Source organism: Bradyrhizobium sp. DOA9, from assembly GCF_000617845.2.
In the GTDB taxonomy this organism is placed as follows: domain Bacteria; phylum Pseudomonadota; class Alphaproteobacteria; order Rhizobiales; family Xanthobacteraceae; genus Bradyrhizobium.
In genome coordinates this window covers 6,958,124-6,977,463 of the sequence record NZ_DF820425.1, presented here as the reverse complement: position 1 = coordinate 6,977,463, position 19,340 = coordinate 6,958,124, and the positions used below count along the sequence as shown (strand labels likewise).

The 19,340-nt window shown below is 66.3% G+C and carries 18 protein-coding genes and 1 pseudogene; 9 read left to right on the top strand and 10 right to left on the bottom strand.

The window, feature by feature from the left end:
• Nucleotides 1-126: 126 nt before the first annotated feature.
• The 4 genes from BDOA9_RS32750 to BDOA9_RS32735 form a co-directional block, all read right to left on the bottom strand.
• A complete protein-coding gene (locus tag BDOA9_RS32750; protein ID WP_025038176.1) occupies nucleotides 127-2,190 on the bottom strand; it encodes a membrane protein in 2,064 nt (687 codons plus the stop codon).
• Between the two features lie 67 nt (nucleotides 2,191-2,257).
• Nucleotides 2,258-5,068 carry a DUF4159 domain-containing protein gene (locus BDOA9_RS32745; RefSeq protein ID WP_025038175.1) on the bottom strand — a complete coding sequence of 937 codons (2,811 nt, stop codon included), beginning with the start codon at nucleotides 5,066-5,068 and terminating at the stop codon, nucleotides 2,258-2,260.
• Nucleotides 5,065-6,009 carry a DUF58 domain-containing protein gene (locus BDOA9_RS32740; protein ID WP_025038174.1) on the bottom strand — a complete coding sequence of 315 codons (945 nt, stop codon included), beginning with the start codon at nucleotides 6,007-6,009 and terminating at the stop codon, nucleotides 5,065-5,067. The genes BDOA9_RS32745 and BDOA9_RS32740 overlap by 4 nt, the downstream gene beginning before the upstream one ends.
• A complete protein-coding gene (locus BDOA9_RS32735; RefSeq protein WP_025038173.1) occupies nucleotides 6,009-7,007 on the bottom strand; it encodes an AAA family ATPase in 999 nt (332 codons plus the stop codon). Before BDOA9_RS32735 ends, BDOA9_RS32740 begins: the two co-directional genes overlap by 1 nt.
• Before the next feature lie 293 nt (nucleotides 7,008-7,300).
• Between BDOA9_RS32735 and BDOA9_RS32730 the strand changes: the two genes are divergently transcribed.
• The 7 genes from BDOA9_RS32730 to BDOA9_RS32700 all read left to right on the top strand — a co-directional run bounded on the left by BDOA9_RS32730 (nucleotide 7,301) and on the right by BDOA9_RS32700 (nucleotide 12,489).
• Nucleotides 7,301-7,912 (top strand): DUF1285 domain-containing protein, encoded by a 612-nt coding sequence (locus BDOA9_RS32730; RefSeq protein WP_025038172.1) that lies wholly within the window; start codon nucleotides 7,301-7,303, stop codon nucleotides 7,910-7,912.
• A gap of 2 nt (nucleotides 7,913-7,914) precedes the next feature.
• Nucleotides 7,915-8,586 carry a CoA pyrophosphatase gene (locus BDOA9_RS32725; protein WP_025038171.1) on the top strand — a complete coding sequence of 224 codons (672 nt, stop codon included), beginning with the start codon at nucleotides 7,915-7,917 and terminating at the stop codon, nucleotides 8,584-8,586.
• Nucleotides 8,583-8,846: a DUF6111 family protein gene (locus BDOA9_RS32720; protein ID WP_025038170.1), complete on the top strand. Its 264-nt coding sequence runs from the start codon at nucleotides 8,583-8,585 to the stop codon at nucleotides 8,844-8,846. Before BDOA9_RS32725 ends, BDOA9_RS32720 begins: the two co-directional genes overlap by 4 nt.
• Nucleotides 8,847-8,856: 10 nt before the next feature.
• Nucleotides 8,857-10,113, top strand: coding sequence for a CCA tRNA nucleotidyltransferase (locus tag BDOA9_RS32715; RefSeq protein ID WP_025038169.1), 1,257 nt, complete (start codon nucleotides 8,857-8,859; stop codon nucleotides 10,111-10,113).
• A complete protein-coding gene (locus BDOA9_RS32710; RefSeq protein WP_025038168.1) occupies nucleotides 10,110-10,880 on the top strand; it encodes a sulfite exporter TauE/SafE family protein in 771 nt (256 codons plus the stop codon). Before BDOA9_RS32715 ends, BDOA9_RS32710 begins: the two co-directional genes overlap by 4 nt.
• Nucleotides 10,881-11,137: 257 nt before the next feature.
• Nucleotides 11,138-11,968, top strand: a complete 831-nt coding sequence (locus BDOA9_RS32705) for an outer membrane protein (protein ID WP_025038167.1) — start codon at nucleotides 11,138-11,140, stop codon at nucleotides 11,966-11,968.
• 167 nt (nucleotides 11,969-12,135) lie between these two features.
• On the top strand, nucleotides 12,136-12,489 hold the full coding sequence (locus BDOA9_RS32700; RefSeq protein WP_025038166.1) for a cupin domain-containing protein: 354 nt from the start codon (nucleotides 12,136-12,138) through the stop codon (nucleotides 12,487-12,489).
• Between the two features lie 266 nt (nucleotides 12,490-12,755).
• On the opposite strand, the gene BDOA9_RS32695 is transcribed toward BDOA9_RS32700, so the two are convergent.
• Both BDOA9_RS32695 and BDOA9_RS32690 read right to left on the bottom strand, forming a co-directional pair.
• Complete coding sequence (locus BDOA9_RS32695; RefSeq protein WP_025038165.1) at nucleotides 12,756-12,959, bottom strand: YodC family protein; 204 nt, start codon at nucleotides 12,957-12,959, stop codon at nucleotides 12,756-12,758.
• 112 nt (nucleotides 12,960-13,071) lie between these two features.
• Nucleotides 13,072-14,121, bottom strand: a complete 1,050-nt coding sequence (locus BDOA9_RS32690; RefSeq protein WP_042336838.1) for a hypothetical protein — start codon at nucleotides 14,119-14,121, stop codon at nucleotides 13,072-13,074.
• Between the two features lie 243 nt (nucleotides 14,122-14,364).
• Between BDOA9_RS32690 and BDOA9_RS32685 the strand changes: the two genes are divergently transcribed.
• A complete protein-coding gene (locus tag BDOA9_RS32685) occupies nucleotides 14,365-15,348 on the top strand; it encodes a Bug family tripartite tricarboxylate transporter substrate binding protein (protein ID WP_042336837.1) in 984 nt (327 codons plus the stop codon).
• A gap of 405 nt (nucleotides 15,349-15,753) precedes the next feature.
• Here BDOA9_RS32685 and BDOA9_RS32680 read toward each other — a convergent pair whose 3' ends face one another.
• The 4 genes and pseudogenes from BDOA9_RS32680 to BDOA9_RS32665 all read right to left on the bottom strand — a co-directional run bounded on the left by BDOA9_RS32680 (nucleotide 15,754) and on the right by BDOA9_RS32665 (nucleotide 18,513).
• Nucleotides 15,754-16,497, bottom strand: a complete 744-nt coding sequence (locus BDOA9_RS32680) for an HAD family hydrolase (RefSeq protein WP_042336836.1) — start codon at nucleotides 16,495-16,497, stop codon at nucleotides 15,754-15,756.
• Nucleotides 16,494-17,381, bottom strand: a complete 888-nt coding sequence (gene hemF, locus BDOA9_RS32675) for an oxygen-dependent coproporphyrinogen oxidase (RefSeq protein ID WP_244521562.1) — start codon at nucleotides 17,379-17,381, stop codon at nucleotides 16,494-16,496. The genes BDOA9_RS32680 and hemF overlap by 4 nt, the downstream gene beginning before the upstream one ends.
• Nucleotides 17,382-17,401: 20 nt before the next feature.
• The gene (gene queE / locus BDOA9_RS32670) at nucleotides 17,402-18,034 is read right to left on the bottom strand and encodes a 7-carboxy-7-deazaguanine synthase (protein WP_025038160.1); all 633 of its coding nucleotides are present in this window, start codon (nucleotides 18,032-18,034) and stop codon (nucleotides 17,402-17,404) included.
• Between the two features lie 10 nt (nucleotides 18,035-18,044).
• Nucleotides 18,045-18,513 (bottom strand): annotated as a pseudogene (locus BDOA9_RS32665) (tRNA (cytidine(34)-2'-O)-methyltransferase).
• 279 nt (nucleotides 18,514-18,792) lie between these two features.
• On the opposite strand from BDOA9_RS32665, the gene petA reads away from it, so the two are divergent.
• On the top strand, nucleotides 18,793-19,323 hold the full coding sequence (petA, locus tag BDOA9_RS32660) for a ubiquinol-cytochrome c reductase iron-sulfur subunit (RefSeq protein ID WP_025038159.1): 531 nt from the start codon (nucleotides 18,793-18,795) through the stop codon (nucleotides 19,321-19,323).
• The last annotated feature ends 17 nt before the right edge of the window (nucleotides 19,324-19,340 follow it).

Genomic DNA, 19,340 nt, shown 5'->3' with positions numbered 1-19,340 from the left:
ACACCGGGGCGTCAATCCCAGGACGCCGCGATGTTATAGTATAACATCGCCCGATCGGTTCACGGATGTCAACGGCAGGCGGGATCGGCGCATGCAAGCCGTCCGGCCGATGTGTCGTTCGGGCAACTAGCGCCCCTCGCGCACCCAGGTCGCGGCGAAGGCGCCGAGCAGCAGCAACAGGCCGATCACGCCGGAGAAGATCGGCAGCACGCCGACGCCCTTGACCACGCTGGCGTCGCGCATCCGCACGCCCATCCAGCCGTCGCCGTGGAACATGCCGACCGAGCGCACCGGCAGGATGCGCGGCAGCTCGACGCTCGAGCCAGAGGCCACACGCACGGCGTCGCCGCCGGTTGCCTGTGTCAGCGGCTTCAACGTATCGACGGTGGAGGTGACTTCCGAAAATTCCTTCGGATTGGTCGGGCCGACATTGATCAGCGCCTTCAGCGTGCCGTCGGTGGCCTGCCACAGGCCGAGCTCGCTCGCCGGCAGGCTGGCGCGCCACTCGCCGGGATCGCCGGGCGAGAGCGTCAGATCCTGCGATACGCCCGACGGCGAGGTCACGCTGACGGGCTGGACGCTGTCCGCCATGGTCTGACGCACCACGACGAGGTCCTTGCCCTGCACCTGGAGGCGCAGCGCTTCCTCGTCGAGATCGGGCTGCTTCATCAGCCAGTGCGACATCCGCCGGAGCAGGTCGAGATGCGGACCGCCGCCCTCATAGCCGCGCGCCCACAGCCAGATGTGGTCGGACAGCAGCAGCGCGACGCGGCCCTCGCCGAAGCGCGACAGGAACAGCAGCGGCTTGCCGTCGACGCCGGTCATGACGGGCGGGTTGACTGCATTGCGGGTATCGACGGTGCGGAAAAACCGGCTCCAGCGCGGCGGCTCGCTGGCGGAGCCTTCGAGCCCGCGCGTGACCGGATGACGTTTGCCGATGTCGGACAGATGCGCATAGAACGGCTTCTCGGTGACGCCGACGGGCTCGGCCGGCAGCACCGAATCGAGCGGCGTGCGCCAGATGCTGCTATTCGAGGCATAGTCGGGACCGGCCGAGACCAGCACGGCGCCGCCTGCGCGCACGTAACGCGCCATGTTCTCGAAATAGGGGATCGGCAGCACGCCCTGGCGGGCATAGCGGTCGAAGATGATCAGCTGGAATTCGTTGATCTTCTGCTGGAACAATTCGCGGGTCGGAAACGCGATCAGCGACAATTCGTTGATCGGCGTGCCGTCCTGCTTCTCCGGCGGGCGCAGAATGGTGAAATGCACGAGGTCGACGCTGGCGTCGGACTTGAGCAGATTGCGCCAGGTGCGCTCGCCCGAATGCGGCTCGCCCGAGACCAGCAGCACGCGCAGCTTGTCGCGCACGCCGTCGATGGCGACCACGGCGCGGTTGTTCACCGGCGTCAATTCGCGCTCGAGCGGCGAGGCCTCGATCTCGACGATGTTCGGCCCGGCATGCTTGATGTCGACGTCGACGCTCGCGGCCTGGCCGCTCGCCAGCGTGCGCTCGTTGATGACCTCGCCGTCGCGCCGGACCGTGACCCTGGCGCGCTCGCCGGAAACGCCCTGGTCGTCGAGGCGGTAGGAGATGGTCTGGCTCTGCCCAACGATGCCGAAGCGCGGCGCGGCGGTGATGGCGATGCGGCGGTCGCGCTCGTCCTTTTGGCCCGTGACCAGCGCGTGCACCGGCGCCTGGAAGCCGAGCGCTGCGGCGTTCGCCGGAATGTCGTGGACGCGGCCGTCGGTGATCAGGAACGCGCCGGCGACGCGGTCGACCGGCACGTCCGCCAGGGCCGATGCCAGCGCGCCGAACAATTTGGTGCCGTCGGTCTCGCCGTCGGCCTGGCCGGCCTCGACGAGGCGAACCTCGAGACCCTTGATCTTCTTCAGGCTGTCGACCAGCGCCTCCTGCGCTTGTGCAGCTTCGCGATTGCGGCTGCCGAAGTTCTGGCTCGGGCTCTTGTCGACGACGATTGCGGCGACCGAGGTCAGGGGATCGCGATCCTCGCGTGTGAAGGAGGGATTGGCGAGCGCCAGCAGGAACAGCGCCAGCGCCGCCACGCGCACCGCGGCGCCGCGCGCACGCGCCAATAGCAGCACAAGCGCAATGACCACGATCGCGGCGAGCGCGAGCCACAGCACGATGGAGGGAACAAGCGGCGTGAACGCGATGCCGTAATTCATGACGAGCTTCTATTCGTTGTGAGCATGATCCTGCCGGAAAACCGGCTTCCACTTTTCCGGATCATGCTCATTGCCCTAGCCGTTCGATCAGCGCCGGAGCGTGCACCTGGTCGGCCTTGTAGTTGCCGGTCAGCGTGTACATCACGATGTTGGCGCCGGCACGGTAGGCGAATTCGCGCTGCCGGGCGTCGCCGCCGGTCACTGGCAGCATGGCCTGTCCGTCGGGCCGCACCGCCCAGGCGCCGGCCAGGTCGTTCGAGGTGATGATGATCGGCGAGACGCCGTCGCCGCCGCGCGCGGGCCGCTGCGCGCTCTCGTCGTCGTCTTCGCGCGGCAAGGTCTCGACCCAGGTCTGGCCGGCGGTGAAGCGGCCGGGGAAGTCGCGCAGCAGGTAGAAGGTCTTGGTCAGCACGTGCTCGCGCGGCACCGGCTCGAGCTCGGGCACGTCGAGCGAGGACAGAATCTCGCGCAGCGTCTGCATGGCTGGGGTCTGCGCCGCGCCGTTGGCGCCGGGCGGCGCCTCGATCGCGTCGCGGGTGTCGAACAGCACCGTGCCGCCCTGCTTCATGTAGGCGTCGATCTTGTTGATGGCGTCCTGCGGCGGCTTCGGCGCACCCGGCACGATCGGCCAGTAGATCAGCGGGAAGAAGGCGAGCTCGTCGCGCGCGGGATCGACGCCGACGGGATCGCCGGCCTCGAGCGCCGTGCGCTGGGCCAGGAACAGCGTCAGCCCGTTCATCCCGGCCTTGACGATGGAATCGACGTCCGCATTCCCCGTCACGACATACGCGAGGCGGGTCTGCGACACCGACTTCATCGCGAACTCGTCCGTGACGCCGTCGGCACGCGACGGCGCCGGCGAGAGCGCCGCGAATCCCGCGAGCAAGGCGAGCGCGATCATCGCGGGCGCGGCGCGGCGGCGCAGCAGCGCGGCAATGCCGCCGCCGAGCACCGCGATGATGATGGCGTCGATCAGGAACAGCGCGAGCGCCGTCGACAGCAGCCAGCCGCGCAAATCGCGCGGCTCGGCATTGGTGTAGGTGGCGTGCCGGGCGCGCAGGCTTGCGGTGTTCAGTGCGGCGATGCGGTCGGCGCTGGCAAGCGTGTTCACGGCGAGCGGTCCTTCTGCCGGACCATAGAAGCCGGGCGGATGATCTGATGTGGCGCGGTCGCGATAATCCGCAGGAAGCGGCTTGGCGGTCGCGGGCGGCGGACCGAACGCGCCGAAGCCGTCGAGGATGTGCAGCGGCGCCACCGTCTCACTGCTTGCTTCGCCGGCAACGCCGGCGCCGGGCTTTGCCGTGTAGCCGGACATGTCGACCACCCGCCGCAGCATTTCGACGAAGGTGCCCGACATCGGCAGGTCAGACCAGCGCATGTCGGCGCTGACGTGGAACAGGCTGACGAGGCCCTTGCCGCGATGCTCGCCGGTGACGAGCGGCGTGCCGTCTTCCAGCGAGGCCCAGCTCTTGGTGGCGAGCACGGCGTCGGGTTCGGCCAGCACCTGCCGGCTCACGGTGACGTCCTTCGGAACCGCGACGCCGGCGAACGGACCATCGGCGGCGAAGGAGGCGAGATGCTGCGGCTTCTCCCAGGTCAGGCTGCCGCCGAGCGTGCGGCCGCCCTTGCGGAGCTTGACCGGCACGAGGTCGTCCTCCGCCTGTGCCAGCCGGGGCCCGGCGAACCGCACCAGCACGCCGCCCTGGTCAACCCAGGCATTGAGGCGCTCGCGCAGCTCGGGCGCGATGGTGCCGACATCGGCGAGGATGATCATCGGCAGCTTCTGGTCCAGAAACTGCGTGATGCCCTGCTGCGGCGAGCCCTTGTCGGCGAGCCTGACGTCGGCGAACGGCGCCAGCGCGCGGGTGAGATAGAAGGTCGGCGCCAGCAGCGGCTGCGCGGTCTCGCTGGTCGCGCCCGAGATGATGCCGATGGCACGGCGGCGCCAGCGCTTGTCGAGCAGCTGCACCGCGCCGGCGGAGCGCTCGCCGGAGATCTCGAGCCTCGTGATGTCGTTGCGCAGCTCGACCGGCAGGTCGAACGCCGCTTCGGTTTCCCTGTCCTGCGGACCGAACGAATAGCGCGCTTCGCCGATGGGCGAGGCCTTCTGGTCCAGCGCGCGCACGGTCCCGACCGCGATCCCGCCGTCGGTGCGCAGCACTTTCACCGTCATCTTTGCCGCGGCGTTCTCGGCGGCGACCAGGGCCAGCGGCGAGGAGGTGCCGCCATCGAACACGGTCAGGCTGCGGTCGCCGATGGTCTTGCCGAGGCCGGCCACGAAGTCCTCGCCGCGGCCGGTGTCGACGCCGTCGGAGAGCCAGGCGATCTCGCAGTCGCCGGTGACCTTGAGGAAACGATCGACCGCGGCCAGCGTCTCGACGCGGTCGATGGAATAGGGCTTTGGCGCCAGCTGCCGCAGCGCGACGCGCGCCGCACCTGCCGGCATCAGGGTGATGTCGCGGTTCGGCTCGGACAGCGGCACCAGGGCGATACCGCGGCCGTCATTGTCGGCATTGGCGATCAGTTCGTCCGCGGTCCTGATCCTGACGTCCCAGTGCGATGCGGCGCTCCAGCCGTCGTCGAACATGATCATCAGCGGCGCCTTGCTGCCGGCGAGCCCCGTTTGCGGATTCCAGATCGGGCCGGCGGCGGCGAAGATCACCAGCGCGGCGGCGAGCAGGCGGAGCGCGGTCAGCCACCACGGCGTCCGCGAGGGCGTCTCTTCCCTTGGCGTGATGTCGAACAACAGCCGCGTCGGCGGAAACTCGATGCGGCGCGGCCGCGGCGGCATCACGCGCAGGAGCCACCACAGCACGGGCAGGCTGAGGAGGCCGATCAGGAGCAGCGGTTGCGTGAAAGCGAGCGGCAATCCCATCATGCGGCCGGCCCCGCCTTGATGGTCGTGGTGCGGGCGCCGGACTTGCTCACCTGCATGCCGGCATGCAGGAACAGCAGGAGCTCGGCGGCGGAGCGGTCGGTGGCATGCGTCGTGAACAGCCAGTCGAGCTTGTTGGTCTCGGCACGGATCTGGTCGCGGTGCAGCGCGAGGCGCGCGGTGTAGTCCTGCGCCCAGCTCTCGGCGCGGCCGGCGGTGATCACGCCGAAGCCTTCCGGCTCGACGAACTCGACGCGGCCGGAATAGGGAAAGGATTCCTCGGCGGGATCGACCACCTGCACCATCGTGCCGTGCGCCCCCGAGCCGGAGAGCCCGGCGAGCGTCGTCCTGATCTCGGAGATCGGCGACCAGAAATCCGACAGCACGATGATTTCGGCGAGCGCGGCCGGAACGAAGGACGGCGGCAGGCTGAGGCGGTCGGCATCGTCATGCAGCATCGCCTGCGCCATCCTGTCGATCACGCTGCGGCTCGCGGTCGGCGCCATCAACCCGGGAATGCCGACGCGCTCGCCGCCGGCGACGAGCAGTTCGGCCAGCGCGAAGGCGACGATCAGCGTCCGCTCGAGCTTGGACTCGCGCGCGGTCTTCGAGGCGAACGCCATCGAGGGCGAGCGGTCCGGCCAGATCCAGACCGTGTGCGAGGCTTCCCATTCCAGCTCGCGCACGTAAAGATGGTCGTCGCGCGCCGAGCGGCGCCAGTCGACGTTCTGCGACGGTTCGCCGGAGACGAAGCGGCGGTACTGCCAGAAGTTTTCGCCCGAACCGGCGCGGCGGCGGCCGTGCAGGCCGTGGATGACGTTGGCGGCGATGCGGCGGGCCTCGAGCACCAGGCGCGGCAACGAAGCGGCGAGCGTGCGGCTTTCGCCATCGGCACGTCGGATCGCCAGTATCTCCTTCGCTCCCCGCCCGTTCTCCGCTGCCATCAACCGATCCGTGTCTTCAATTGCCGGATCACGTCCGGAATCGTGCGGCCTTCGGCACGCGCCTGGAACGTAAGCGCCATGCGGTGCTTCAGCACGGGCTCGGCAAGGTCGAGCACGTCGTCGATCGAGGGCGCCAGGCGCCCGTCGATCAGCGCACGCGCGCGCACCGCCAGCATCAGGGATTGGCTGGCGCGCGGGCCGGGGCCCCAGGCGATGAACTTGCCGGCTTCGCCGGCGTCCGGACCCGGGCGGGCCGAGCGCACCAGCGACAGGATCGCCTCCACCACGGAATCGCCGACCGGCAGGCGCCGGATCAGCCGCTGCGCGGTGATCAGCGCATCGGGCGTCATCGCGCCCTTGGCCAGCGTCTCCTCCGCGCCCGTGGTCTCGAACAGGATGCGGCGCTCGGCATCGCGGTCGGGATAGTCGACGTCGATCTCCATCAGGAAGCGGTCGAGCTGGGCTTCCGGCAGCGGATAGGTGCCTTCCTGCTCCAGCGGGTTCTGCGTCGCGAGCACGTGGAAGGGCTTCGGCAGATCATGGCGCGCGCCGGCGACGGTGATGTGCTGCTCCTGCATCGCCTGCAGCAGCGCCGATTGCGTGCGCGGTGAGGCGCGGTTGATCTCGTCGGCCATCAGGAGCTGTGCGAAAACGGGACCGGCAATGAAGCGGAAGGCGCGCCTTCCCGCGGTGCTCTCGTCCAGCACTTCGGCGCCGAGAATGTCCGAGGGCATCAGATCGGGCGTGAACTGGATGCGCTTGGCGTCGAGACCGAGCGTGACGCCGAGCGTCTCGACCAGCTTGGTCTTGGCAAGGCCCGGCACGCCGATCAGCAGCGCATGGCCGCCGGAGAGGATGGTGACCAGCGTGTTCTCGATCACGCGATCCTGGCCGAAGATGACGGAGGCGATCGCGTCCTTGGCCGCGCGAACCTGGCTCGACACCTGCTCGGCCGAACGGACGATCCCGTCCTCGAGTTTCTCGACACTCTCCGCCATTCGCTTGCTCCTTCAGCCTGCCACGCGGCTTGCTTGCATCGTGAGCCTGTCACGTCAGGTCATCACGTCAGGTCATTACGCCAGATCATCACGCCTGATCATGGGCCCCATGCTAGACTTGCAGGAAGACCATGTATTCGTTGAATTAACCTATCCCCACCTTATCGGCTTCGGGGTATGTACGGCATCACGAAGTGGCGACCTCCACACCGGACTATTCCGGATGGAACCGCGCACCCGAGTACAACGTAGACCTGCACCAATCGTGCCAAATCACAAAGTCAGGGCAAACCATGGCGAACCAAGGGCAGAGCGCGGATCGCGGTCTCGAGGGACTGACGGCCGCCGCCAAAAGTGCTGCCAATGCCGAAGGTGCCAAAAAGGGCCTGCCTCCGGTACATCTGTGGAATCCGCCGTTCTGCGGCGATCTCGACATCCGAATCGCCTCCGATGGTACTTGGTTCTACATGGGGACGCCAATCGGGCGTCCGGCGCTGGTGCGGCTGTTTTCGACCATCCTCAAGCGCGAGGGCGACAAGCATTTCCTGGTCACGCCGGTGGAGAAGGTGGGCATTCGCGTCGACGATGCGCCTTTCATGGCGGTCGAGATGTCGAAGAGCGACGAGGACAACCATCGCGTGCTGCGCTTCCGCACCAATGTCGACGACTGGGTGATTTGCGATGCGGCACACCGGCTGCGTTTCGAGCAGGCGCAGGATGGCGGGCTGACGCCCTACCTGCACGTCCGCGCCGACCTCTGGGCCAAGGTGACGCGCGCGCTCTATTACGATCTGGTTGACATGGGCGAGGAGCGGGTGGTCGATGGCCAGCCGATGTTCGGTGTCGAGTCGGCCGGCGAGTTCTTCGCCATGGCCGATGCGGAGCAGGTGAGGGCGGCGCTTTGAACTTGAACAAGCCTATCGTGACGAACGAGCCGGTCGCGCTTGGCGCTGCGGATTTCTTCGCCCGCTCCAGAGCGAGGCTCGGCTTCGACGTGCCGCCCGGCCTCTATGATCCCAACATCATTCCCGCCTCGGGCGATGCCGGCACCGACAAGATGCTCGAGATCATCGCGCGCGAGCAGCCGGTGCGCCCGGCGGCGGTCCTGATCGCGGTGGTCGATCATCCCGAGCCCACCATTCTCCTGACGCAGCGCTCGGCGCATCTCAACGACCATGCCGGCCAGATCGCGTTTCCCGGCGGCAAGATCGACGCGACCGACGCCTCGCCGCTGGATGCGGCGCTGCGCGAGGCCGAAGAGGAGGTCGGGTTGTCACGCGACTTCGTCGAGCCGCTCGGCTATCTCGATCTCTACGGCACCGCCTTCGGCTTCCGCATCCTGCCGACGGTGGCGAAGGTCAGGCCCGGGTTTTCCCTCACCATCAACCATTCCGAGGTTGATGATGCGTTCGAGGTGCCGCTATCCTTCCTGATGAATCCGGGGAACCACCAGGTGCACAGCAAGGAATTCCGCGGCACGCCGCGGTCCTATTACGCGATGCCGTTCGCGGAACGCTACATCTGGGGTGCGACAGCCGGAATGCTGCGCGTGCTGTATGAGCGGATCTATTCATCATGATCCGGGCGGTTCTGACCGAGATCGGAATCTTCCTCGTCCCGTTTGCCGTCTATGCACTGTTCCTGGCCGCCACGCGCTCCGGCCTGTTCGCGCGCTCGTCCTGGCCGGTCGCGATCGTCGCGCGTCTTGCGCTGGCGGCGATCGTGCTGGTCATCGCCGGCCTGATCGGCTTGGCGCATTTCTCCGGCGCGCCGCCGGATTCGACCTACGTCCCCGCCCATATCGAGAACGGCAAGCTCGTGCCGGGCGCGGACAGATAGGGGCCGGCCGATGAGCGCGGAGACTTTACTCGCCAATGCGCCCTGGCTGACCGCAGGCGGGACAGCGCGCGTCCTGGCGCTGCTCGGCACCGATGGCGAGGAGGCGCGAGTGGTCGGCGGCGCCGTGCGCAACGCGCTGCTCGGTCTTGCGCCCGGCGACATCGACATCGCGACCACCGCGCTGCCGGACGAGGTGATACGGCGTGCCAAGGCCGCCGGCATCAAGAGCGTGCCGACCGGCATCGACCACGGCACCGTCACGCTGGTGATCGATTCTCATCCCTATGAAGTCACGACGCTGCGCGAGGACACCGAGACCTTCGGCCGCAAGGCCAGGGTCGCGTTCGGCCGCGACTGGGCCAAGGATGCCGAGCGGCGCGACTTCACCATGAACGGCCTGTCAGTCGACGCGCGCGGAATCGTCTATGATCATGTCGGCGGCATCGCTGATGCCAAAGCGCGGCGCGTGCGCTTCATCGGCGATCCCGACCAGCGCATCGCCGAGGATTATTTGCGCATCCTGCGCTTCTTCCGCATCCACGCCGCCTTCGGCGCCGGCGATCCCGACCGCGACGGCTATCTCGCCTGCATCCGCGGACGCGCGGGGCTCGCCAGCCTGTCGGCCGAGCGCGTGCGCATGGAGATGCTGAAGCTGCTGGTGGCCGGCGGTGCTGGCGCGGCAGCGCTCGCCATGGCCGATGGCGGATTGCTGCAAACGCTGATCGGCGGCGTCGTCTATACGGGCCCCCTGGAGGCGATGATCGCGATCGAGCGCGAGCTCGGCCTCGGCCCCAGCAGCACGCGCCGCCTCGCCGCGCTCTCGGTTGCCGTCACCGAAGACGCCAAGCGCGTTGCTGCCCGCCTGCGGCTCTCCAATGCCGAGGCCAAGGCGCTGGATTCGATGGGGCACCGCTGGTGGCGCTTCGCCACCAAGGACGAAGCCAGGGCGCGGCGCTTGCTGTACCGGCTCGGGCCCGAGCGCTATCACGACCGCGTGTTGCTGGGCTGGGCCCGCGCCGCCGCCGACGTGCATTCGCCGCGCTGGCGTGCGCTCGCCGAGCTGCCGCAGCGCTGGAGCGCGCCGAAATTTCCGCTCAAGGCCGCCGACTTCATCGCCCGCGGCCTCGCCGAAGGACCTGCGCTCGGCCATGTTTTGACGCTCGCCGAGGACGCTTGGCTCGCGGCGGATTTCCCGTTAGAGCAAGCCGCGCTCGCCGCCATCGCCGATCAAGCCGTCGCCCGCATCAAGGGCGACCAGAAAGATTGACCATCGTCTCGGGCTTCGCCGATATCTCGCTTCTGCAGCTTCTGCTGGTCGCAGCGATGGCGTTGTTTGCTTCGATCATCGGCGGTCTCGCCGGCTACGGCACCGGCGCCTTGATGCCTCTGGTGCTGGTGCCGCTGGTCGGTGCCGAACCGGTCGTGCCGATCATCGCGATCTCCGCGATGCTGACCAATGCGAGCCGCGCGCTCGCCTATGTCCGTCATGCCGACCGCCGCCGCGCCGCGATCGTGCTGGCCTGCGCCGCGCTGACCACCGCCCTCGGCGCCTATGGCTACACCCGCCTCACCAGTGCCGGCGCCGCGCTCGTGATCGGCAGCATGCTGATCCTGAGCGTGCCGCTGCGCCGCGTGCTCCGCCGCCGCGCTGTGAGGATCGGCGACACCGGCCTTGCCGCCGGCTCGGTCGGCTACGGCGTCCTGGTCGGCGGCACCTCGGGCTCCGGCGTGATCCTGCTCTCGCTGCTGATGGCCGCAGGGCTCGAAGGCGCCGCCGTGATCGCGACAGATGCGATGATCTCGCTCGGCACCGGCCTCATCAAGATCGCGGTGTTCGGCCTCGCCGGCGCCGTCACCGCGCAGGTGCTCGCCTTGGCGCTATTGATCGGCGGCATGGCCGTGCCCGGCGCCTTCCTCGCCAAAGCTTTCGTCGAACGGATGCCGGTGCGGATTCACACGGCGATCCTCGATGCCGCCGTGATCACCGGCGGGCTGGTGATGATCTCGGCGGCGGCGAGGCAGCTCGTGGCGTAGACGACGGGCGGCTGAAATGGCGTTCTTGGCGTCCGAGGAGCACCCGAAGTCGCGACAATCTCGGTTACGTCGCGTCAGGCGAACTTCGCGCGCATAAACCCTGTTCGACAGCTCTAAGCTGTGCTGCCGATGCTACAGCAGCAACGCGAGATCACCTCTATAAATTGGCCGAAGCGGACGGCCGGTCATTGGCCGTTCGACGAGTGCTCACGCGGCAAGGCGCCGCCTTGTCACGCGCACGGCGTTCGAGGGAAGTCATGAAATCCATTATCTCCGGTACTCTCCTGGTCTCGGCTCTCTGTCTCTCCCACGCCGCCTTCGCGGCCGATCTCGGCAGGGCTTACACCAAGGCGCCGCCCGTGCCGGTCGCATTCAGCTGGACCGGTTTTTATGCCGGCGTGCATGGCGGTTATGGCTGGAGCGATCCGACCGCGACCTTCGATCCGGGCGCGCTCGCAACCGGGACGGTCCCCGGCTATGTCGTCACGGGTGGCACCGGGCCGTTCTCCCTGGATGTGAGTCCCAAGGGTGGATTCGGCGGCGGCCAGATCGGCTATAACTGGCAGTCCGGCACGTTCGTGTACGGTCTGGAAGCGGATGTCAGCGGCGCGGCCATCAAGGAGACGGCGAGCCGCCCCTTCAGCGTCACCGGAACGATCGGCGGCGACAATGGCGCCTTCACCGGCGTCTTCAACCTGAAGCAGGAAATCGATGTCTTCGGCACGGTCCGCGGACGTCTCGGCTACGCGGCGAACAATGTGCTGATCTACGGTACCGGCGGCTTCGCCTGGGGCCACGTCAAGAACAGCATCTTCACCTCCAATCTCGCCACGCCGAATATTGCCAATTTCAACGGCTTCTTCCCGGCCCTGACGCGAAGCGCGTCCTCGTCGGAGTTCCAGGTGGGCTTCTCCGCGGGTGGCGGCCTTGAATGGGCTTTTGACCCGCGCTGGACGTTCAAGGCCGAGTACATCTACATCAATCTCGGAAAGTCGAACGGCAATGCTCTTGCATTCCCCGGAGCGTCCTTCACGGACACCGAGGTTCAGCTTCATACGGCCAAGGGCGGCATCAACTATCGGTTCTGATCCGACCGACATCGGCTCGCAGGATGGGTTGAGCCGTTGCGAAACCCATCCTCGTGCCGCTCCCGGCCATCCCGGCGTCGCTGCAGTCTCGTATTGTGATTCAGCTCGTGCTAACCCGCACAGCCCGTCTTGCAAACGTGGACCAGACTGCTCGTCCAGGAAACGCCATGAAAGCCCCCGCAAATCTTGCCGAGAAGCTCGCAACGTTCACCGATCGCTTCTCCCCGCGCACCGTCGCGACCTATAACGACAACGACATCATGGTGGCCAAGCTCGAGGGGCCATTTCATTGGCACAAGCACGAGGACACGGACGACTTCTTTCTCGTGCTCAGCGGGACGCTCGACATCGAGCTGCGGGACCGCACGGTCACCCTCAACCCCGGCGAGGTTTTTGTCGTGCCGAAGGGCGTTGAGCACCGGCCGGTGGCGCACGGCGAAGTGCACATCCTCCTGATCGAACCGACGGGGACACCGAATTCGGGCGACAAAGCCACGGCGGCGCCTCGCATCCTCGTCTGATCAACCGGCGCAGGGCTATCGCTTATGACTTGTGGCGACCGCCGGTGCGCACGCCTCGTCCTTCGAGGCGGCGCTGACGCGCCTCCTCAGGATGAGGCTCATCAGATTCAGTGCCCGTTGAAACTGCAGCCGCAAACTCCGTCCCTGAGGAGCCCGCCTCAAGCGGGCGTCTCGAAGGATGGCGGCAGGGAACAGCTCTCAAATGCCAGAGCCCTGGCCATCAAGGGAAGCGCCCGGTTGTCACGGGAATGCGGTCCGAGAAGTGCCTACTCCTCGTCATCATCCTCGTCTTCATCGTCCTCGTCGTCTTCTTCCACCTGCACCAGGACGGCGAGCGGCAGCGTCTGCCGGAACAGCTCGCCTTCCATGCCCATCCACAGGCACAGCACCTCGTTGTCCTTCACCTCCGCGACGGTCAGCGGCTGACCGCCGGATTTCAGCATCACGACATCGCCGGCCTTCAGATCCATGGATTGTCCTTTCGGGTTGATCGACAGGGCCAACGCTAACAGGCCGTCATGACAGGTCGATCACGCCGGCCGCCGGTACTAAAAAGGATCCGCTGGTGTCGTGCGGCACGCTTCAGCCGCGCGCGCTCGTGACCGGCTGGTTCGGCAGGCACTGGTTGCTGAAATAGCCGATGGCATCGCGCGCGAGCGGAACATGGCAGAAGAAGCCGGTGGGGCGGTATCGCACCCTGATGCGGTCGAGCTGCGCCATGGTCAGCGTCATGAACGCGTCCAGCCGTCGCGCCTGAAGCTGCAGCCGGTGCTCGTTGCTGTCGCGCGGCTTATCGAGCTTGTGCTCGTTCGGCATGTCGTTGCTGGAGGCCGGAGCTTGCAGAGCATTCGGTCCGCCGCGGAGCACCTCGAAGCAATGATGCATCGCCAGGACGTGGTGCTTGGCGCTCCACCAGTTGATGGTCACGACCTTCTGCAACGCATCGATCTCGCCATTCGCGCGTCTGGCACAGAGGTTCACGTAGGATTTGGGCCCATTGGCCGCGGGGTCGTTGCACAATTCGTCGCTGGGGCGTCCGGGATCGGCGCCATTGTAGATCGCGCCTCTGAACTGCGGAAGATTGTCTTCGGAATCGCAATCGAAATTGTACTTGGTGAGCAGCGTTGCCGTCAGGGGATCCTGGTCGAGCGAGTGCTCCGCGGCCGGATCGCGGCCGAGGTCGCTGGGCCAGTCGATGTAGATCTCCGCCTTGCGGGCGAAGATGGCGCCGTTCCGCCGCAGCGACGTGCGCGCCTTCCAATAGTCCGAGAGCGAGTCGAATGTCTTGGAGTCCACCGGGATGAAAGCGGGCGTTGCCTGCGCTTTCAGCGAGCCGAACTGCTCGCGCAGCATGGTCTCCTGCTGCATCTGCACGTCGGCGAAGGCATCCGATATCTCGAGGAAGGTGTCGGTCGCCTTCTGCATGTCCGCCTTGGCCTGCTCGCCGACCTTCTGCTCATAGGAGCTCAGGTACTGGAAATATCCGCCCAGGAAGCCGGTCAGCAGGGTCACGGCCGTCAGTCCCTTGGTGACCGAGAGGCGGCTGTCCCATGATTGAATTCGCTGCCAGATGCCCGCCGCCTTCACCGGGGATCGCGTGCGCGCTGCCTGCTTCGGAAGGTCCTGCTCCATTGTCGCCTCCAACTCACCACGCCCCATGTCACGAGGCTACCGCAATCCCGGATTGCGGCTTGTGAAGCATTTCACTTCAAGTGAGGCAGGCGGGTTGTCGGATGCAGGCGCCGGCGCGGCGGTTTCGCTGCGACAAAACGCTGATGATAAAGAGTGGATCAATCAATCCAATCTGAGCATCAATCGGGATGGCATGAGCCCGTAAAATAGGCCCTCAGAAAACGTCGCAACGGAGGATCGGCAATGGGCAATGCAACTCTCTTATCGAAGATTCGATTTTGTGCCGCTGGCATCATACTTCTTGCCGCGACCTCGATGGCATACGCGGCCTGGCCGGAAAGGAATATCACCTTCATCGTTCCATTCCCGGCGGGAGGCTCGTCCGACATGGTCGCGCGAGCAATCGGACAGAAGGTTTCCGATACGCTGGGGCAGCCGGTGGTCGTCGAAAACCGCTCCGGCGCAACGGGCGCTCTTGGAGCAACAGCGGTGGCCCGGGCGGCAGCGGATGGATACACCATCCTCGTCGGCTCGATCGGTGTCTATGCGACAAATCCATTTCTTCAGCCCAATCTGAAGTATGATCCTCTGAAGGACTTCGACCTCTTGACGGTCGCTGTACGCGCACCGAACGTCCTGGTCGCCAACTTGAACTTTCCGGCAAACACGGTCGCCGAACTGGTGGACCAACTGAAGAAGGCGCCCGGCAAGATCACTTTTGCAAGCTCGGGTGCCGGTTCGTCCGATCATCTCACGGCGGCGCTGTTCTGGCAGCGCACTGGGACGACCGGTCTCCACGTGCCGTATCGCGGCGGGGCGCCTGCCGTGAGTGATCTCATCGCGGGGCATGTCAACGTATCGTTTCAAAACGTCAACGCCGTCATCGGGCAAATTCAATCCAGGCAGCTCAAGGTGCTCGCCATCACCGGTGACGCCAGATCCCCTCTTTTGCCCGACGTGCTGACCTTGAAGGAACTTGGGGTTGATGGTGTCGACGTTTTTTCGTGGCAGGCGGTGGCTGCTCCGAAGGGCCTTCCTGCCGACGTGAAAGCAAAACTGCATGGCGAGATCGTCGCGGCGCTGAAGGCGCCGGACGTCCGCAAACGAATGGAGGATATCGGCCTCGAAATCGTGGCCAACACCCCGGAGCAATTCCAGGAGTTTCTGGTCTCCGAGTTGGCCCGCTGGAAGCGGGTCATCGAGACCGGCAATATCACCGCGGAATAGGCTGCCTTCGGCGTGATCGAACCTGTCGCAGGAGCGCGAGCAGAGCGGAATGGCTTTAGTGCGAACCGATTGCCGCGGCTCGTTCACCTCTCCCGCTTGCGGGAGAGGTCGGCGCGAAGCGCCGGGTGAGGGCTTTCTCCTCTTGGGGGTTGTCCCATTGTGGAAACACCCTCTCCCCAACCCTCTCCCGCAGGCGGGAGAGGGAGCGCACCTTCCTCCTTGCAGTGACCGAGCCTCATTTCATCATGCTCTAGGCTCGATCGCACCCCTCGCGACCATGCCATAATACCCCTGTTTTGCCCGACGGGTCAGGAAGTATTTCGTAAAATCCGTAAGCCCTTGATTTTGCAGCAGCCGGCTACTGTGCATGGGGTTGTTTTCGCAGTTTTGTTTTTGGGCCCTCGATCATGCCCGATCGGGCAGCAGCTCGCCGAGCGAGCGGATGATGCGGTCGGGCTTGATCGTCGATCCCTCGGGCAGGCCCTCGCCATGCACGTCCATCCAGATCGCGTAGATGCCGAGGCGCTGCGGCGTCACGACTTCCCATTCCAGATTGTCGCCGATCATCCAGGTGTCCTTGGCGGTGACGCCGAGCGCCTGCATCGCGTGCAGATAGGCGCGCTCCTCGGGCTTGCCGAAGCCGTGTTCGCCTTCGATCTGGATGTGGTCGAAGCGATGCGCCAGCTCGAAGCGTTCGACCTTGGCGCGCTGCATGTCGGCGGCGCCGTTGGTGACCAGCGCGAGCTTGATGCCGAGCGCCTTGAACCGGTCGATCGCCTCATGCGCGCCGGGAAAGACGAACATCTCCTCCTCGCGATAGGCGGTGAAGCGGTCGGCGAGGCGAATGGCGAGGTCGTCGGGCAGGGCGCGGTGGCCTGCGGCCGCGAGCGCGGCGAAGCCGCCCTTCACCGTCAGGTGCCGGGCCTCGGCGAGCTTCATCCGCCACGCCGCTTCCGCATTGGCCCAGAAGTTTCGCGCGAAGGCCAGCACTGCGGTTGCGACCATCGGCGGCGGCAGCGGGGCGAGCTCTTCGGCGAATTCGGCGGTGATCGTGTTCCAGGCGATCTCGGGCCTTCCATAGGCCGACAGGATGGTGTCGTCCATGTCGATCAGCATGGCGCGGGGGAGCGGCGGCGGCACGGCGTTCATGGCCACTTCACCTCCGGCGGCAGCGACGACAGGATGGAGTCCACGTTGCCGCCGGTCTTCAGTCCGAAGATGGTGCCGCGGTCGTAGAGCAGGTTGAACTCGACGTAGCGGCCGCGGCGGATCAATTGCTCCTCGCGGTCCGCAGCCGTCCAGGCGCTCGCGAAGTTGCGCCGGACGATCTCGGGATAGATCTTCAGGAAGGCGCGGCCGACGTCCTGGGTGAAGGCGAGGTCGGCGTTCCAGTCGCCGCTGTCGTGCCAGTCGTAGAAGATGCCGCCGATGCCGCGCGCCTCCTTCCGGTGCGGCAGGTAGAAATACTCGTCGCACCACTTCTTGTACTTGTCGTAGTCGGCAACGCCGCTCGGCTGCGTGCAGGCCTCTCGCATTGCGGCGTGGAAGGCGACGCTGTCGGGATCGTCCTGCGTCCGCCTTCGCTCCAGCACCGGCGTCAGGTCGGCGCCGCCGCCGAACCAGGCCTTCGTGGTGACGACGAAGCGCGTGTTCATGTGCACGGCGGGAACGTTCGGATTGCGCATATGCGCGATCAGCGAGATGCCGGAGGCCCAGAATTTTGGATCCTCTGCAGCGCCCGGGATCTGGGCCCGGAATTCGGGGGCGAACTCGCCATGCACCGTCGAGCAGTGCACGCCGACCTTCTCGAACAGCCGGCCCGACATCATCGACATCACGCCGCCGCCGCCGGCCGCGCCGGAATGGTCGGTGCGCTGCCAGGGCGTGCGCCTGAAGCGGCCGGCCTCGCCCGGATGGAGGTTTTGCGGCGCGTCGTCCTCGAGCCGCTCGAAGCTCGCGCAGATGTCGTCGCGCAAGCGCTCGAACCAGCCGCGGGCGCGGGCCTTGCGCTCTTCGATCCTCGTGTCGTCCATCTGCATTCGAAGGTCGGGTCCTATCTGATGCCGAGCGATTTGTGGGTCTGCACGCTGAGCCGCCATTGCGGATGGCGCAGGCAATAGTCGATCGCGCGCGCGGTGTTCTCGATGACCTCAGGGCCGTCCATCGGCTGCAGCGAGAAGCGCTCGAAGGCGAGATCCTCGAATGCGTCGGGCATCGCCAGCGCCTGCGGATAGACCAGCTTCAGCTCGTGGCCGCGCCGCAGCACCAGCTCGCTGCCGCCCTTGGGACTGACGCAGATCCAGTCGAGCCCGTCGGGAGCCGCGATCGTGCCGTTGGTCTCGATGCCGATCTCGAAGCCTCTTTCGTGCAGCGCCTCGATCAACGCAGTGTCGACCTGGAGCAGCGGCTCGCCGCCGGTCAGCACCACGTAGCGATTGGCGGCAGCCGCAGTCCATTGCGCGGCGATGGTATCGGCGAGTTCCGCAGCCGAGCCATAGCGCCCGCCGAGCGTGCCGTCGGTGCCGACGAAGTCCGTGTCGCAGAACTTGCAGGTTGCATCCCCGCGGTCGGCCTCCCGGCCGCTCCAGAGGTTGCAGCCGGCAAAGCGGCAGAACACCGAGGCGCGCCCGGCATGGGCGCCTTCGCCTTGCAGGGTCAGGAAGATTTCCTTGACGGCGTAACTCAAGCCTCTCTCCTCAACCTGTCACACTTTTCGGGTTCCGGGTCTGCCGCAGCGCCTCGCCGGCGGCCATGGCCACGCTCATGGCCACATTGAGCGACCGCAGCCCCGGCCTTGATCGGGATCACCAGGCGCGCATCGGCGGCCTCGACCACCGCGTCGGTGACGCCGGCGCTCTCGCGCCCGAATAGCAGGATGTCGGAGCTCTGGTAATGAAAATCGCGGTAGTCGGTGGCGGCCTTGGTGGTGAACAGCAGCAGCCGGTGGCCCTGGCCTGTGCGCCAGTCCTCGAATGCCGCCCAGGAGACGTGGCGGGTCAGCCTGACATGGTCGAGGTAATCCATTCCCGCCCGGCGGAACAGGCGGTCCGAGATGGGGAAGCCCGCCGGTTCGATGATATGGGCGTCGAGCCCCAGGCAGGCGCAGAGGCGAAGAATCGTGCCGGTGTTCTGGGGGATGTCAGGCTGGAAAAGCGCGATCTGCATGGGTGGCGGCGAGTTGGCTTGCGGGCGCAAAATGTCTCAATAAAACATCGCCCGCCCGGGAATTCGTGCATTGCACGCTCCCACGCCGTTAGCGGGCTTGCGCTCGCCCGGCAAGGGTGCCAATAGAACGATTCTGGACTGCTGTTTCACCCGTTTAGAGGTGAACAAGCCAAGTTCTGCCGCCGCGGGGGGCCGCGGGCGCCGGCAGCCTTTCCGGGGACCTCTTGGGCGCCCCTCGGAGCGGTTCCACCGGTAGCGCAAGAAGAAAGGGTTGGAATCGTGACGACAGCGTCTTCGGCGGACCATCCGACACGCCGTGATTTCTTATTCGTTGCAACAGGGGCATTTGCAGCAGTAGGGGGCGCGGCTGCGCTCTGGCCCTTCATCTCCCAAATGAATCCGGATGCCTCGACCATCGCCGCCGGTGCGCCGATCGAGGTCGATCTCAGCCCGATCGCGGAAGGCCAGGACATCAAGGTATTCTGGCGCGGCAAGCCGATCTACATCAGCCACCGCACCAAGAAGCAGATCGACGAAGCGCGCGCCGTCAACGTGGCGAGCCTGCCGGATCCGCAAAGCGACGAGGCCCGGGTCAAGTCCGGCCACGAGCAGTGGCTGGTCGTCATCGGCATCTGCACCCATCTCGGTTGCATCCCGATCGCTCATGAAGGCAGCTACGACGGCTTCTTCTGCCCCTGCCATGGTTCGGTGTACGATACGTCCGGTCGCATCCGCCAGGGCCCTGCGCCCTCGAACCTGCCCGTGCCGCCGTACCAGTTCGTTTCCGACACCAAAATCCAGATCGGCTGAGCTTCGGGCCTTAGTCC

Excerpts from the sequence above, each read along its gene's own strand:
- BDOA9_RS32685 (WP_042336837.1), top strand. The coding sequence starts at position 14,365 with ATGGGCAATGCAACTCTCTTATCGAAGATTCGATTTTGTGCCGCTGGC.
- BDOA9_RS32735 (WP_025038173.1), bottom strand. The coding sequence starts at position 7,007 with ATGGCGGAGAGTGTCGAGAAACTCGAGGACGGGATCGTCCGTTCGGCC.
- BDOA9_RS32705 (WP_025038167.1), top strand. The coding sequence starts at position 11,138 with ATGAAATCCATTATCTCCGGTACTCTCCTGGTCTCGGCTCTCTGTCTC.
- BDOA9_RS32695 (WP_025038165.1), bottom strand. The coding sequence starts at position 12,959 with ATGGATCTGAAGGCCGGCGATGTCGTGATGCTGAAATCCGGCGGTCAG.
- BDOA9_RS32700 (WP_025038166.1), top strand. The coding sequence starts at position 12,136 with ATGAAAGCCCCCGCAAATCTTGCCGAGAAGCTCGCAACGTTCACCGAT.
- BDOA9_RS32680 (WP_042336836.1), bottom strand. The coding sequence starts at position 16,497 with ATGAACGCCGTGCCGCCGCCGCTCCCCCGCGCCATGCTGATCGACATG.
- hemF (WP_244521562.1), bottom strand. The coding sequence starts at position 17,381 with ATGGACGACACGAGGATCGAAGAGCGCAAGGCCCGCGCCCGCGGCTGG.
- BDOA9_RS32720 (WP_025038170.1), top strand. The coding sequence starts at position 8,583 with ATGATCCGGGCGGTTCTGACCGAGATCGGAATCTTCCTCGTCCCGTTT.
- BDOA9_RS32715 (WP_025038169.1), top strand. The coding sequence starts at position 8,857 with ATGAGCGCGGAGACTTTACTCGCCAATGCGCCCTGGCTGACCGCAGGC.
- BDOA9_RS32690 (WP_042336838.1), bottom strand. The coding sequence starts at position 14,121 with ATGGAGCAGGACCTTCCGAAGCAGGCAGCGCGCACGCGATCCCCGGTG.
- BDOA9_RS32745 (WP_025038175.1), bottom strand. The coding sequence starts at position 5,068 with ATGATGGGATTGCCGCTCGCTTTCACGCAACCGCTGCTCCTGATCGGC.
- BDOA9_RS32750 (WP_025038176.1), bottom strand. The coding sequence starts at position 2,190 with ATGAATTACGGCATCGCGTTCACGCCGCTTGTTCCCTCCATCGTGCTG.
- BDOA9_RS32730 (WP_025038172.1), top strand. The coding sequence starts at position 7,301 with ATGGCGAACCAAGGGCAGAGCGCGGATCGCGGTCTCGAGGGACTGACG.
- BDOA9_RS32740 (WP_025038174.1), bottom strand. The coding sequence starts at position 6,009 with ATGGCAGCGGAGAACGGGCGGGGAGCGAAGGAGATACTGGCGATCCGA.